Here is a 14,484-nt window from a genome sequence, read left to right as displayed (position 1 = left end):
TTGGATCGAACCCGCCTCGTGCGGATGGCCGCAAACCTGGCGCTGCTGCTCGGCGCCGGACCGTTGCTGGCCGGCACGGTCACGACGACCGCGGACAGCGGTGCGGGCAGCCTGCGCGCCGTCGTCGCCGCCGGTGGCACGGTCACGTTCGGCGTGAGCGGCACGATCATCCTGACCTCGGGCGCGATCGCGATCCCGAGCGGCACTACGATCACTGGACCCGGCGCGAACCAGCTGACCGTCGACGGCAGCAACGCCGGTCGCATCTTCACGGTCGCGGCCGGGGCTTCGGCCAACGTGTCGGGCCTCACGCTCACGCACGGCTCGGCCGGCTCGGGTGGACGCGGCGGCGCGATCCAGAACCTCGGTTGGCTCACGCTCGACGGCGTGGTGCTCACGGCGAACAGCGCCGGTGATGCGGGCGGTGCGGTCTACAACGCAGGCTCGCTCACGCTGCGCGCGAGCACGCTCAACGGCAACGCGGTGACGGATTCGGGTTGCGCGGGTGGCGGGGCGATCCGCAGCGAAACGAACGGGTCGAGCCTGGTGATCGTCAACAGCACGATCACCGCGAACACGGCCAATGCCTGCAGCGGTGGCGGCGTCAGCTTCAACGACGGCACGGCCTCGATCCGCCAGAGCACGATCACCTCGAACAGCGCGGGCGAGAGTGGTGGCAACGTCTACAAGGGTAGCGCCGCGGCCGTGCTCGATCTTTCGGGTAGCGTCGTCAGTGGCGGCAGCACCGGCGGCGGCACGCCGACCAATCCGGACCTGCACGGTGCGTTCGGCGGTGGGCTCGTTTCGGCCGGCCACAACCTCGTGCGCACGCGCGGCGACGGCACCGGCTATGTCGCCAGCGACCTCGCCAACGGCACCGACACGCTGCTCGGCGCGCTTGCCAACAACGGCGGCACCACGCCGACCCAGCTGCCGCAACCGACCAGCCCCTTGCTCGAACAGGGCGGCGGCTCGTGCGAGACGACCGACCAGCGCGGTTTCACGCGCCCGCAAGGCATCAACTGCGACATCGGCGCGGTCGAGTACCGCCAGGCCCCGCTGACCGTGACGATCGATGGCGGTGGCAGCGCGTCCGCCGCGGCGACGCCGGCGCCGACGATCGGCAGCATCAGCAACTGCACCGGCAGCTGCACGGCGTACTACGACGGCGAAGTGCAGCCGACCGTGACTCTCACCGCGACGCCGAATGCGGGCTGGCTGTTCAGCGGATGGAGCGGTGCCTGTGTCGGCGGTGCGAACCCGACGACGACCGTCGCGATGACGGGCGCGCGCACCTGCGTCGCGACGTTCGCGCCGGCGACCTTCGTCGTGACGCCGAGCGTCGGCAGCGGCAACGGCACGATCTCGCCATCGACGCCGCAGGTCGTCACGAACGGCTTGACGACGAGCTTCACGCTGAGTCCGGCGGCCAACTATCACATCGCCGGCGTCGGCGGCACCTGCGGTGGCAACCTGGCCGGCAATACGTTCACGACCAATGCGGTCGTCGCCAATTGCACGGTCGTCGCGAACTTCGCCATCGACACGCACGTGGTGGTGCCGAGCGTTTCCGGCGGCAACGGCTCGATCAGCCCGGCGGTGCCGGTCACGGTCGACCATGGGTCCGCCACGAGCTTCACGCTGGCACCGGCCGCGAACTACCACGTCGCCAATGTCACCGGTACCTGCGGCGGCAGCCTCGCCGGCAACGTGTACACGACCAGCGCGATCGTCGCCGACTGCACGGTCATCGCGAGCTTCGCGATCGACACGCACACGGTGGCGCCGAGCGTGTCCGGCGGCAACGGCACGATCAGCCCGTCGACGGCGCAGACGGTGAACCACGGCGCGACGACGAGCTTCACGCTGACGCCCGCGGCGAACTACCACGTCGGCAACGTCACCGGCACGTGTGGCGGCAGCCTCGCCGGCAACGTGTACACGACCAGCGCCGTCGTCGCCGACTGCACGGTCATCGCGAGCTTCGCGATCGACACGCACACGGTGACGCCGAGCGTGAACGGCGGCAACGGTACGATCAGCCCCTCGACGGTGCAGACGGTGAACCACGGCGCGACGACGAGCTTCACGCTGGCGCCCGCGGCGAACTACCACGTCGGCAACGTCACCGGTACGTGTGGTGGCAGCCTCGCCGGTAACGTCTATACGACGAATGCGGTCAACGCGGACTGCACGGTCATCGCGAGCTTCGCGATCGACACGCACACCGTGAGCCCGAGCGTGACGGGCGGCAACGGCACGATCAGTCCGTCGACGCCGCAGACGGTGGACCACGGCGCGACGACATCGTTCACGCTGGCACCCGCAGCCAACTACCACGTGGGTAGCGTGACGGGTACCTGCGGCGGCTCGCTCACGGGCAACGTCTACACGACCAACGCTGTCGTCGCCGACTGCACGGTGATCGCGAGCTTCGCGATCGACACGCATACGGTCTCGCCGAGCGTGGACGGCGGCAACGGCACGATCAGCCCGTCGACGCCGCAGACGGTCGACCACGGCGCGACGACGTCGTTCACGCTGGCGCCCGACCCGAACTACCACATCGTGACCCCGGTCGGCGGCACCTGCGGCGGCACGCTCGCGGGCAACGTCTACACGACGAACGCAGTGAACGCCGACTGCACGGTGGTCGCGACCTTCGCGATCGACACGCACACGGTGACGCCGAGCGTGGGCAGCGGCAGCGGCACGATCAGCCCGTCGACGCCGCAGTCCGTCGACCATGGCGCGACGACGAGCTTCACGCTCACGCCCGCATCGAGCCATCACCTCGTCGACGTCGCCGGCACCTGCGGGGGCAGCCTCGCGGGCGATGTCTACACCACCGACGCCGTCGTCGCCGACTGCACGGTGATCGCGAACTTCGGGATCGACACGCACACGATCGGCGGCAACGTCTCCGGCCTGATCGGCTCCGGTCTCGTGCTGCGCCTGAACGGCGCGAACGACCTGCCGATCCCGGGTAACGGTTCGTTCGTGTTCCCGCAGGCGCTCGACGACCTCACCGCCTACGAAGTCACCGTCGGCCAGCAGCCTAACGGTCCGACCCAGCTGTGTTCGGTCACGGGCGGCAACGGCACGCTGGCGGGCGCGGACATCACCGACGTCGCCGTGACCTGCGCGCCGCCGGTGCCGCATCTCACGGTGAGCGTCACCGACAATCGCGACTACGTGCGTTACGGCACGCTGCTCACCTACCTCGTGCGCGTGACCAACGACGGCGAAGGCACCGCGACCGGCGTCAGCGTGACGAACGTGTCGCCGCCGCAGATCGACACGGTTTCGACGAGCTGGGCCTGCCACGGTGCCGGTGGCGGCGCGGTCTGCCAGGCGAGCGGCTCGGGTGCGTTGAACGATACCGGTGTCGCCCTGCCGCCTGGCCGCACGCTGACCTGGGTCGTCACCGCGCCGGTGCGCGTGGATGCGCCCATCGGCGTGATCGACTACACCGTCGACGTCGGCGGCCCGTCACCCGCGAGCGCGACCGATCACGACACGATCGTGATCTTCCGCACCGGCATGGACGTGCCGTACGGCGACGGCGCGGAAACCGACGCGGCCGGCGAGGACGCGCTTGCCTGCGGCACGGCGGGCGGCGAAGCACGACGCTTCGACCTGGCCACGACGCACGTGTTCACCCTGGCGCGGACGGCGCCGGTGGCGGGGATGGACGTCGTCCTCATCGCGCGTGGCGAGGCCTCGAGCGGTATCCGCGTCGAGCGCCTCGATATCGATGCAATACCCGAGCTGCGCCTGGTCGCGACCGCCCGCGACGGCACCGAACGGGCGACGGCGTGGGTACCGGTACCTGCCGGCGCCGTGCTCGCGCTCGGCATCGCGACCAGTGCCGACCGTTCGATGCTGCTGCTCGAAGGCGCGCAGGCGCCGCTCGAATTGCCGCTGCCCGCCGGCCTCTCGCCGGCGAGCCTCACGCTGGCCTCGCCGCGCGGCTGCGAAGAATGAGCCATGCGCCGCCGGAGCGATCGCTCCGGCGGCACCGTGGTCAGTACCCGCCCGCAGCCGGCATCGCGTCCAGCTTCACCATCCGCCGCAGCTTTTCGCCGTTGCGCACGAGCGTGAGCGTGATCGTGCGACCGGCGCTGCGCTGGAGCTGCTGCTGGAAATCCGCGCGGCCGGCGACCGGCTTGCCGTCGACAGCGAGCACGTAGTCGCCGCCGAGGAGGTTCGCGCGCGACGCCGGCGTGCCCCCGACGACGGTGCCGATCGCGACGCCCTGCGCGCCGAGCGCCTCGCGCTCGCGCTCGCGCAGGTCGCGGAACGATGCACCGAACGGCAAGCGGAAGCGCACGTAGTAGTCGGCGATCCACGCCGCGTCGGCCGTGCTCGCGGGCGGCGCGAGCAGCACGCGTTCGGCGCCGTTCGCCGCTGCCTGGCGCCGCGCCTCCGCGCGTGCGTCTTCCTCGCGGTCGCGCCCGATGCGCTCGACCGGGAAATGGCCGCGTCCGATGCGCACGTAACCCTGAGCCGAGAGGCGTGCGTCCTCGCCATCGCGTGCGGCTTCGATCGCCGCCTGCCCGGGCGGTGGCGCGGCGCGCATGCGCGCGACGGTCCGGGCGTCGCGGCCAGGCAGGGCGTCGTAGCGGATGTCCGCGCCGGATGGTTCGCTCCCCGGCGTGCCGGGCGGTGCGTGGGAAGGCGCGACGGCGCAGCCGGCGAGGGCGAGCGCGGCGAACAGGGCGAGGCGACGGAACATGGCGGGGTCCGGTGGCAGGGGAAGTTCGATTCTCGCCCCGAGCCGGCGCCGGTCAAGGCGTCGACGCACGCGCGTTTGCTACGATTCATCAACGTGCGATCGGAAGCATGCCATGCCGATGCTGCGCATCTACTTTCGCGTGATCGCGTTGCTCGCGCCGGAGAAGTGGCTCGCGGTGACGCTCGCGCTGGCCAACCTTGCGCTCGCCGGCGTGTACTTCCTCGAGCCGTGGTTGTTCGGCAAGGTCGTCGACGCGCTCGCGGCGCCGGAGAAGCAGGGCGCATGGCGCCTGATCTGGGCCTGGGCCGGAGCGGGGCTCGGCGGCGTCGCGGCGAGCGTATGGGTGTCGCTGTATGCCCGACCGGCTTGCGCATCGCCGCCGCCAGGCCGCGATCGCGAGCTTCTTCGAGCACGCGATCGCCTTGCCGCTCTCGTTCCACGGGCAGCACCACACCGGTCGCCTGCTGCGCATCATGCACGCGGGCAGCGGCAACCTGTTCGGCCTCTGGCTCGGCTTCTTCCGCGAGCATCTCGCGACCTTGCTGTCGATCGTCGTGATGGTGCCGCTCGCATTGCGCATCAACTGGAAGCTCGCGTTGCTGATGATCATGCTCATGGCCAGCTTCGCCGTGTTCAATGCGATCGCGATGCGCAGGACGCACAAGGCACAGGGCGAGGTCGAGCAACTGCATCACGCGATCTCCGAGCGCGCGGGCGACGTGTTCGGCAACGTGCTGGTCGTGCAGAGTTTCACGCGGCTCGGCGCCGAAGTCGCGGCGATCCGCGACCTGATGCGGCGCGCGCTCGCCGCGCAATACCCGGTGCTGCGCGGCTGGGCCTGGCTGTCGGTCGCCAACCGCGCCGCGAGCACGCTGACGATCGTCGCGATCTTCGCGCTCGGCACGTCGCTCAACCTCAAGGGCGAGGTCACGGTCGGCGCGATCGTCAGTTTCGTCGGTTTCGCGATGATGCTCATCGGCCGGCTCGAGCAGTTCGCCGGCTTCGTCTCGGGCCTGTTTTTCCAGACGCACTCCCTCGGCGATTTCTTCGCCGTGCTCGACACGCCGGCGACGCTGCACGAACAGCCGGGCGCGCCCGACCTGCCGCCCGTCCGCGGCGAGGTCGCGTTCGAAAACGTGTCGTTCGGCTACGACGCATCGCATCCGGCGCTCAAGCACCTTTCGTTCCGCGTGCGCGCCGGCGGCACGGTCGCGCTCGTCGGTCCCACCGGTGCGGGCAAGACCACGGCACTCAGCCTGCTCTGCCGCGCGTACGATCCGAGCGAGGGGCGCATCGCCATCGACGGCATCGACATCCGCAGCCTGAGCCTGCATTCGCTGCGCAACGCGATCGGGTCGTGTTCCAGGACCCCGGCCTGTTCTACCGCTCGATCGCCGACAACCTGCGCATCGGTGATCCCGATGCGACGCAGGAGCAGATCGAGGCCGCCGCTCGCGCGGCCGAGGCGCACGACTTCATCGTCGTCAAGCCCGAAGGCTATGCGACCCTCGTCGCCGAACGCGGCCGCTCCTTGTCGGGCGGCGAGCGCCAGCGCCTGTCGATTGCACGCGCGATGCTCAAGGGCGCGCCGATCCTCATCCTCGACGAGGCGACCAGCGCGCTCGACAACGCGACCGAGGCACGCATCCAGCGCGCGCTCGGCACGCTCACGCGCAATCGCACCACGTTCGTGATCGCGCACCGCCTCTCGACCGTGCGCAACGCGGACATCATCCTCGTGCTCAAGGACGGCGAGCTCGCCGAGCACGGGCGTTACGACGAACTCGTCGCGCTGGGCGGCCTGTTCGCCGAACTCGACGGGCAGGGCCAGTTCGTCGCCGACGCCGATGACGCGCCGATCTTCGCCGAGGACGAAGGCGACTGAGCCTCGGTCAATCCGGTCGGGCGGCGAGCAATGCGCGCAGGCGGTCGACGTGGTGGCCGTAGAGGTATGCCCGCGCGGTGTTCGCCCGCAGCGGTTCGCGTACCTGCTCGGCGCTGAGCGTGCGCACGCCGCGCGTCGACTCGTGGAAGCGCAGGCTGCGCTCGTCGAACGGCAGCGAGCAGAACTCGAGCAGGCGGCGGATATGCTGGTCCGGCGCCGCCGTGAGCTGCTCGTGCGACACCGCGAGGATCGCGCCGTCGTGCAGTGCGCGCCAGTGGCCCATGGCGGCGTCGTAGTCGTGCCAGAAGCGTGCGAGATCGTCGATGTCGTAGGCGAAGCCGAGGTCGCGCGCGAACATCTGCCGGTAACAGGCGATGCAGGTCTCGAGCGGATCGCGACGGCAATCGACGAAGCGCGCGCCCGGCAGCATGCGCCGGAGGGCGCCGAGGTAGAGCCAGTTCAGCAGGCCCTTGTCGGTGAACACGCGCCGGCCGGCGCGCGCCGTGTCGATGCGACCGAGGTAGTCGTCGCCGAGACGCGCCCAGTCCGCGTCGCCCGCATCGGCGACCCACGCCGGGAAATCGCGCTCGCGACGCTCCGATTCCTCGCGGATGATCGTCGGCAGGTCGAGCCGTTCGCCGCCCGCGGACACCTCCGGATGCGCGGCCAGGATCTGCTCGACGATCGACGAGCCGCTGCGCGGCAGGCCGACGATGAAAACGAGCCCGGCGCCGCGCTCGCCGTCGCCGGCCGGCATGCCCGCGAATGCGGCGGTCGTCGCGCGGACGTGCCCGGACATCTTCGCGCCGTCCCAATGCTGGTGCTTGCGCCAGGTCGCATTGGCCGATTCCAGCACGGGCCACGCATCGGCATGCCGCCCGCGTGCCTCGTACGCGCGCGCGAGCGCGAAGCCGATCGACGCACGCGCGTGGTCGGGCAGGTCGGCGCGAGCGTGCAGGCGTTCGATCGCCGCGACATCGTCGTCGTCGAACGGCGGTTCGCGCAGGTTGGACAGGCCGTACCACGCGGCGACCGTGTCCGGTGCGTCGGCGAGTACGCGGCGGTACTGCGCGATCGCCTCGTCGGTGCGGCCGAGCATGAAGTGCGTGCGCGCGAGCGCGAGCCGTGCCGGCACCAGCGCCGGTCGCTGGTCGAGGACATCGCGCAGGACGGCCGCGGCGGCCTCGATGTCGTCCGCGCGCTCGAGCATCTGCGCGAGGGCGAGCGCGTGGCCGTGGTTGGCGGGCTCCGCGGCGACGCAGCGACGCAGCAACCCGATCGCTTCGTCGAAGCGGTTGCGCTCGGCCAGCGCATGCGCAAGGTTGCCGAGCACGAGTGTGTCCGCGGGCCGCGCCGCGGCCGCCTCGCGCAGCAGGGCGATCGCGTCCTCGGCGCGCCCCTGCAGGCGAGCGATCGCAGCGAACAGGCGCAGCGATTCGGGGTGCTTCGGGGCGAGCGCGTGCAGCGCGGTCGCGCGCTGCAGGGTCGTCGCCGCGTCGCGGCGTTGCAGTGCGGCAGTCGCTTCCTGCAGCAACTGGCAGGCCATGCCGGAGAGGCCGTCGAGTCGTTCGATCATGTGCGGGCCGTACGGGAAAACGTGCATTAGACCATGCCGGGGCGGATGCATGACTTCCGGCCCGTCCGCTAGTGCGAACTGAACACTATAGTCCACCTGAGCCTATACGGAGGTGAAGGTCAGGGCATGGTCGCCACCGAAACCCATCTGTGGAAGTTCCACAAGGAGCTGAGCGCGGGCATCGTCTCGCTCGTGCTGCTCGCGGTGCTCGCGCGGGCGCGGGCGCCGATGTACGGCTACCAGATCGCCAAGCAGCTCGACGAGACCGGCGAGGGCGTGCTCAGCGGCAAGCAGAGCGCGCTCTACCCCGTGCTTCGCAACCTCGACGCGGCCGGGCTGCTCGCCAGCGAAGTGGAACCCTCGGTCGCGGGGCCGCCGCGCCGCTACTACCGCATCACGCCGCTCGGGCGCCGCGTCCTCGATGAATGGAGCTACGCGTGGACCGCGACCCGCGATTTCGTCGACACCGTGCTGGAGGGCACATGAGCACGCCACGTACGATCAGGGAATACCTCGAGCAGCTGCGCGCCGCGCTCGGCGGCGCCGACCCGGCGCTGATCCAGGACGCGCTCTACGACGCCGAGGACCACCTGCGCTCCGAACTCGCCGAGAACCCCGGCAGGTCCGAGGCGGAGGTGCTCGCGAAGATCGCCAACAGCTACGGCGCGCCCGAAGAGGTCGCGGCGATCTACGTCGACAAGGAGCAGGTCGTGCAGCAGGCGCTGCGCCAGCCGTCGCCACCGCCGCGCCGCAGCGCGCTCGGTCGCTTCTTCGGCGTCGCCGCCGACCCGCGCGCGTACGCGGCGCTGTTCTACATGCTGCTTTCGCTCGCGACCGGCATCTTCTACTTCACGTGGGCGGTGACCGGCCTGTCGCTCTCGCTCGGTCTTTCGATCCTCATCTTCGGCATCGCGTTCGCGGTACTGTTCTTCGGTACCGTGCGCGTACTCGCCCTGGTCGAGGGACGCATCGTCGAGGTCATGCTCGGCGAGCGCATGCCGCGCCGGCCGCCGTACACGGATCGCGAGCTGTCGTGGCGCGCGCGCATCGGCGCGATGTTCACCGATCCGCGCACGTGGTCGACGCTGCTGTACATGGTGCTGATGCTCCCGCTCGGCATCGTCTACTTCACGCTCGCGGTGGTCGGCATCAGCCTGTCCGTGGGCCTCGTCGCGGGACCGTTCGCGCTGCTGCTGGCGCAGTTCGGCCTCATCGAGGGCGGCATTTACCTCGACGGCCGATCGATCGTGCCGCCGATCGTGATGATGCCGCTCGCGCTGCTGCTCGGCATCGTGCTGCCGTTCGCGGTGTTGCATCTCGCGCGCGGCGTCGGCCGCCTGCAGGGTGCGCTCGCCAAGCACCTGCTGGTGAAGTCGTCGGCGTCGTGACGGGCCGCCGGGCCGGCGCGCGCGTGCCGGCTCAGGCCTTGATGGTGCCGAGGATGACGTCGCGCGCGCGCAGGCGGCGCAGGATCGCGGCACCGGACGATGCCAGTGCCGCATCGCCCGCGCGGCCGAGTTCGACCAGCAGGTCGTCGATGCAGGCTGCGCCCGGGCGATCGCGATTCGCGCCGAGGCGTTCGACGAGCATCGCCGACAGCGCGTCGATCTCGATGAAGCGCACCTCGTCGTCGCGGTCGCGCACGAGCAGCAGCAGGACCGGCTGCGGTGCGGGTTCCGCGGGCACGAAATCCGGCCCGATCCGGTGCACCGGCCAGCGGTAGGCGAGCACGCGCGCGACCGGCGACAGCACGGGCACGCCGGCGAGGACATCACCGTCTGGGTCGCAGTCGATCGCGCCAGGGTCCGCCTCGTCGAGGCTGAGCGCGAGTTCGCTCCATTCGTAGTGCGCCAGTTCGACCAGGAACGGCGGATCGCCTGCGCCCGCCTCCGCGCGTGTTTCGAGATGACGGATGAATTCGCGCGCGATCTCGGTGAACAGCGGCGTGTGCGTACGATGGTCGCGATAGAACGCGCGCACGCGCTCGATCCAGGCCGCATCGTCGTGCAGGCGGCGGATCACCGGGAAGTTCGCCGCGAGCAGGTTCGACACGTTGTTGAAGAACAGCTCGGTGTAGATCGCCATCCGCCGCGCCTCGACGTCCGCGGGCGCGGGTGCGTGGCGCGGATCGCGGATGTGCGCGGCGAACGCGTACTGCGTCGCGCGCAAGCCGGCATCAGGCGCTGCGGACATCGCGCGTCGCGCTCCCGTGGTCGGCCTGGATCGCATGGATCATGCGCACTTCGCCGAGCAGTTCGGCGAGCGGCGGGAAATTGAAGTCGCGTTCGACCAGGGTCGGCCGCACGCCGAAATTGCGGTAGGCGCGCGCGAGCAGCTGCCAGACCGGATCGATGATTGCCGCGCCGTGCGTGTCGACGAGCAGGTCCGGCGCTTCGACGTAGTGGCCGGCGACGTGGATGTAGGCGATGCGTTCACCGGGCAGCGCATCGAGGAACGCGGCCGCGTCGTAGCCGTGATTGACGCTGTTGACGTGGATGTTGTTGACGTCGAGCAGCAGGTCGCAGTCCGCTTCGCGCAGCACCGCGTTGACGAAGTCGATCTCCGTCATCGCCGGCGATGGCGCGGCGTAGTACGAGACGTTTTCGACCGCGATGCGCTGGCCGAGCACCTCCTGCGCCTGGCGGATGCGCGCGGACACGTGGCGCACCGCTTCCTCGGTGAACGGGATCGGCATGAGGTCGTAGAGGTGGCCGTCGTCGGAGCAATACGAGAGGTGCTCGGAATAGAGCGCGATGCCGTGCGTGTCGAGCAGCCGGCGGATGCGCGCGAGCAGCGTTTCGTCGAGCGGTTCCGGACCGCCAAGCGAGAGCGACAGGCCATGGCAGACGAAGGCATGGCGCTCGGTCAGCGCGCGCAGGATGCGGCCGAGCTTGCCGCCGACGCCGATCCAGTTCTCGGGCGCGATCTCGAGGAAATCGATCGCGCGCTCGCCGGCCTCGGCGGTCGCGAGGTGTTCCTGCAGCGGGCCCAGCAGGGCCCGCCGCAGGCCGAGTCCTGCACCGTGCAGCGCGGGACTACGGAAGGACATTTCAGCGGGCGCCGCCGCAGCTGCCCTCGGCGTCCTTGTGGCCGCCACACGAGCCCTCGGCGGACTTCTTGTCGCCGCCGCAGGAGCCTTCCGCCTTCTTCTTGTCGCCGCCGCACGAACCCTCGGCCTTCTTCTTGTCGCCGCCGCACGAGCCCTCGTGGCCCTTCTTCTTCATCGCGGCGTGGTGCGCGTCCATTTCGGCCTTGTCGATGAAGCCGTCGCCATTGGTGTCGGCTTCCTTGAAGTGCTGTTCGAGATTGGCGGTCTTCATCGCCTTCATCTCGTCCATCGACACCTTGCCGTCCTTGTTGCTGTCCATCTTCTCGATGCCGCACTTGCCTTCGCCACACTTGCCTTCGCCCGCGGCCGCGAGCATGTAGCCGGTCGCAAGGTCGCTGGCCTGGAACGCCGGGCTGGCCGCGGCGAGCTGGCTCAGCGAGAGCGAACCGATGAACGCTGCGCCGATCGCGACGCCGAGGGTATTGCCGATCTTGCTGGACATTCGAGTGATCTCCATGGTGGATGATGGGCGCGAGCCCGTTGATTGCGCCGAGCGTCCGGCGACTGGCCTCTCTACGTTAGCGCGTTTGCGTCAACGCGGCGTATTCGACCCGCAACGGTCGCTTTCGATGCCACGCTTCGCCGCTGGCGGCGAACGCTTCGTCGATTGCTGCACTGCAATGGTCGCGTACGGCGAACAGGACCGTGGTCGCGGGCGCTTCCTTGCACGACGCGCCGACGATGCAGTGCAGCATCATCGTCGCCGGTCGGGTGGAGAGACCGGAAGCCGCCGCCATTCCTTTCGTCAGCGCAGTACGCGCAGCCGCACCTGCGCCCAGGCGCCGCCGTCGGCGAGCGCCGTGATCGTCTGCGGGCCGGTCTGCTCGAATGCGTGCGCGAACACGCCGGCACCTTGCGTGCTGCCGGCGAGACGGCCGTTGACGAGCCATTGCACCTCGCCCGTCGCACCGAGCGCGCGCAGATGCAGGGTCGCCGGCGTGCTGCTGTTGGGCGCGCGCGCGATCGCAGCGTCGGGGCCGATGCCGTCGATGCGCAGCGGCAGGGTCGTGCCGAGGCCGTCGTCGGCGCAGCCACGCGCGAGCGCGGGCAGGCTCGCGCGCCGGCGCAGGTCGCGCGACAGCCATGGATAGGCGAGGGCAGGCCAGCGCGCGACCTCGATCTCGCGCATGTGCTTGCGCGTGCAGCCGGGGCCGAGGCGCTCGCCCGTGGCCGCGTCGATGCGCAGGTGGAGAAGGCCCGCGCTCCAGCTCGTCGCGTCGCGTTCGGCGAGCGTCGGTGGCACCACGCCATCGAGCACCCAGGCCGTATGCTTCTGGTGACACAGCTCCGGGTGCGCGGGATCGAAGGCGAGCCCGAGCGGCCAGCACACCTCGCGCTGGCTCACGCTCGGCGGTGGTGGCGAAGGCGCGGCGGCGATCGCGTTGCGCGGCAGGCTGTCGACGACCTGGAACATCAGCGGCAAGGCGGTCACGGCGCCGTACTGGCCCGGCAGCGGCGTGCCGTCGGGGCGGCCTATCCACACTGCGACCGTGTACGCGCGCGTCGCGCCGACCGCCCATGCGTCGCGATAGCCGTAGCTCGTGCCGGTCTTCCATGCCACGCGCGGTCGCGTGCCGGGATCGAACGTGCCCGGCGCATAGCCCGGGCGCGGGTTCGCCTCGAGGATGTCGCGCACGATCCAGGCCGCGCCTTCGGAGAGGATGCGCCGGTCGATCGTCGCGTCGTCGCGCGCGTAGCGCACGCGACCGGCGACGCCGCCACGGTTGAACGCCGTGTAGGCGCCGACGAGATCCTCCATGCGCACGCCGGTGCCGCCGAGGATCACCGACATATTCGGTTCGGCGCCGCGCGGCAGGCGCAGGTCGAGCCCGGCATTGGCGAGGCGTGCGGCGAAACGCGCCGGGCCGATGCGGTCGACGAGATCGACTGCGGGCACGTTGAGCGACAGGCGCAACGCTTCGGCGGCGCCGATCGGCCCGTTGTAGGCGAGGTCGAAGTTGCCCGGCCGGTAGCCGCCGAACGACTGCGGCGCGTCGACGAGCAGGCTTTCCGAGTCGATCAATCCATCGTCGAGCGCGAGGCCGTAGAGGAACGGCTTGAGCGTCGACCCCGGCGAGCGCCACGCGCGCACCATGTCGACGTGGCCGAGCCGCTGCTCGTCGCCGAATTCGGCCGAGCCGACATAGGCGCGTGCTTCGAGCGTACGGTTGTCGACGACGAGCAGGGCGGCCGAGGTGCGTTCGGGCAGGCGCCCGAGGTAGTCGCTCACGCGGGCCTCGAGCGCGCGTTGCAACTCGGCGTCGATCGTCGTCGTGATGCGCCGTTCGCGCGGTCGTTCCGCGTGCAGGCGTTCGGCCAGCAGCGCCGCGCTCAGCGGCGGCTGCAGTGCGCGCGCGGCGACCGACTCGACGCGTGCATCGTCCACCTCCGCGCGCGTCCACACGCCGAGGTCGGCCATGCGCGCGAGCACCTTGTCGCGGGCGGCGCGCGCGGCATCGGGGTTGCGGTCGGGCCGCAGCCGGCTCGGCATCTGCGGCAGCACCGCGAGCAGCGCGGCCTCCGCGCGCGAGAGGCGCGAGGCAGGCTTGCCGAGGTAAGCCCACGACGCGGCCTCGACGCCTTCGATCGTGCCGCCGAACGGCGCGCGTTCGAGATAGAGCGCGAGGATCCGGCGCTTGGAGAGGTGCGCCTCGAGCTGCAGCGCACGCGCGATCTGGCGCAGCTTGCCGAGCGTGCTGTGCGGCGTGCCGTCGAGGATGCGCGCGACCTGCATGGTCAGCGTCGAGCCGCCGGAAACGAGGCGCCCGTGCACGATCCATTGCGCGAACGCGCGCGCGAGCGCGAGCGGATTGACGCCGGGGTGGCGCCAGAACCAGCGGTCCTCGTAGGTGAGCAGCGCCTGGATGTAGAGCGGCGAGACGTCTTCGACGGCGACCGGATAGCGCCAGACGCCGTCGCGGTCCGGAAACGCGCGCAGCGGCGTGCCGTCACGTGCGAGCACGACCGTGCTGCCGCGCGAACCGTCGGGCAGCGGCAGCGGGAACAGGCGGTCGAGCACGACGGCGAGCACCAACAGGCACAGGAGCAGGGTGGCCGCACCGCGGAGTAGCTTGACGATGCGCGTCTTCATCGACCCCGTTGCGTGTTTGCCCGGCGACCGGCCATCCCACGGCCCTCCACCTTCGAATGGTCTCGAAGGGGAAGGGCAGCGGGAC

At 70.5% G+C, this 14,484-nt stretch carries 11 protein-coding genes and 1 pseudogene; 5 read left to right on the top strand and 7 right to left on the bottom strand.

Going from position 1 to position 14,484, the window contains the following annotated elements:
* Positions 1-24: 24 nt before the first annotated feature.
* Positions 25-3,987 (top strand): InlB B-repeat-containing protein, encoded by a 3,963-nt coding sequence (locus tag EV148_RS14145; protein ID WP_158287480.1) that lies wholly within the window; start codon positions 25-27, stop codon positions 3,985-3,987.
* 40 nt (positions 3,988-4,027) lie between these two features.
* Here the strand turns inward: EV148_RS14145 and EV148_RS14140 are convergent, their stop codons facing one another.
* Positions 4,028-4,738, bottom strand: coding sequence for a PDZ domain-containing protein (locus EV148_RS14140; RefSeq protein ID WP_131999371.1), 711 nt, complete (start codon positions 4,736-4,738; stop codon positions 4,028-4,030).
* 353 nt (positions 4,739-5,091) lie between these two features.
* Between EV148_RS14140 and EV148_RS18995 the strand changes: the two are divergent.
* Both EV148_RS18995 and EV148_RS18985 read left to right on the top strand, forming a co-directional pair.
* Positions 5,092-6,296 (top strand): annotated as a pseudogene (locus tag EV148_RS18995) (ABC transporter transmembrane domain-containing protein); the annotation flags it as partial.
* A gap of 132 nt (positions 6,297-6,428) precedes the next feature.
* On the top strand, positions 6,429-6,623 hold the full coding sequence (locus EV148_RS18985) for a hypothetical protein (protein WP_241988111.1): 195 nt from the start codon (positions 6,429-6,431) through the stop codon (positions 6,621-6,623).
* Positions 6,624-6,630: 7 nt separating this feature from the next.
* Here EV148_RS18985 and EV148_RS14130 read toward each other — a convergent pair whose 3' ends face one another.
* A complete protein-coding gene (locus EV148_RS14130) occupies positions 6,631-8,199 on the bottom strand; it encodes a tetratricopeptide repeat-containing sulfotransferase family protein (RefSeq protein WP_158287479.1) in 1,569 nt (522 codons plus the stop codon).
* A 126-nt stretch (positions 8,200-8,325) separates the two neighbouring features.
* On the opposite strand from EV148_RS14130, the gene EV148_RS14125 reads away from it, so the two are divergent.
* Both EV148_RS14125 and EV148_RS14120 read left to right on the top strand, forming a co-directional pair.
* Positions 8,326-8,685 carry a PadR family transcriptional regulator gene (locus EV148_RS14125; protein WP_131999367.1) on the top strand — a complete coding sequence of 120 codons (360 nt, stop codon included), beginning with the start codon at positions 8,326-8,328 and terminating at the stop codon, positions 8,683-8,685.
* Positions 8,682-9,587: a sensor domain-containing protein gene (locus tag EV148_RS14120; protein WP_131999365.1), complete on the top strand. Its 906-nt coding sequence runs from the start codon at positions 8,682-8,684 to the stop codon at positions 9,585-9,587. Before EV148_RS14125 ends, EV148_RS14120 begins: the two co-directional genes overlap by 4 nt.
* A gap of 31 nt (positions 9,588-9,618) precedes the next feature.
* Here the strand turns inward: EV148_RS14120 and EV148_RS14115 are convergent, their stop codons facing one another.
* The 5 genes from EV148_RS14115 to pbpC form a co-directional block, all read right to left on the bottom strand.
* Entirely contained in the window at positions 9,619-10,392 is a 774-nt protein-coding gene (locus EV148_RS14115; protein WP_131999363.1) for an HvfC family RiPP maturation protein, read from the bottom strand.
* Positions 10,376-11,248 carry an HvfB family MNIO-type RiPP peptide maturase gene (locus EV148_RS14110; RefSeq protein WP_131999361.1) on the bottom strand — a complete coding sequence of 291 codons (873 nt, stop codon included), beginning with the start codon at positions 11,246-11,248 and terminating at the stop codon, positions 10,376-10,378. Before EV148_RS14110 ends, EV148_RS14115 begins: the two co-directional genes overlap by 17 nt.
* Before the next feature lies 1 nt (position 11,249).
* Complete coding sequence (locus EV148_RS14105; RefSeq protein ID WP_199222791.1) at positions 11,250-11,750, bottom strand: EF-hand domain-containing protein; 501 nt, start codon at positions 11,748-11,750, stop codon at positions 11,250-11,252.
* Between the two features lie 76 nt (positions 11,751-11,826).
* Positions 11,827-12,045 carry a hypothetical protein gene (locus tag EV148_RS14100; RefSeq protein ID WP_131999357.1) on the bottom strand — a complete coding sequence of 73 codons (219 nt, stop codon included), beginning with the start codon at positions 12,043-12,045 and terminating at the stop codon, positions 11,827-11,829.
* A gap of 8 nt (positions 12,046-12,053) precedes the next feature.
* On the bottom strand, positions 12,054-14,399 hold the full coding sequence (gene pbpC / locus EV148_RS14095; protein WP_131999355.1) for a penicillin-binding protein 1C: 2,346 nt from the start codon (positions 14,397-14,399) through the stop codon (positions 12,054-12,056).
* Between the last annotated feature and the right edge of the window lie 85 nt (positions 14,400-14,484).

The organism is Dokdonella fugitiva (assembly GCF_004342425.1).
GTDB classification, from domain to species: domain Bacteria; phylum Pseudomonadota; class Gammaproteobacteria; order Xanthomonadales; family Rhodanobacteraceae; genus Dokdonella_A; species Dokdonella_A fugitiva.
This window is presented reverse-complemented; position numbering and strand designations above follow the sequence as displayed.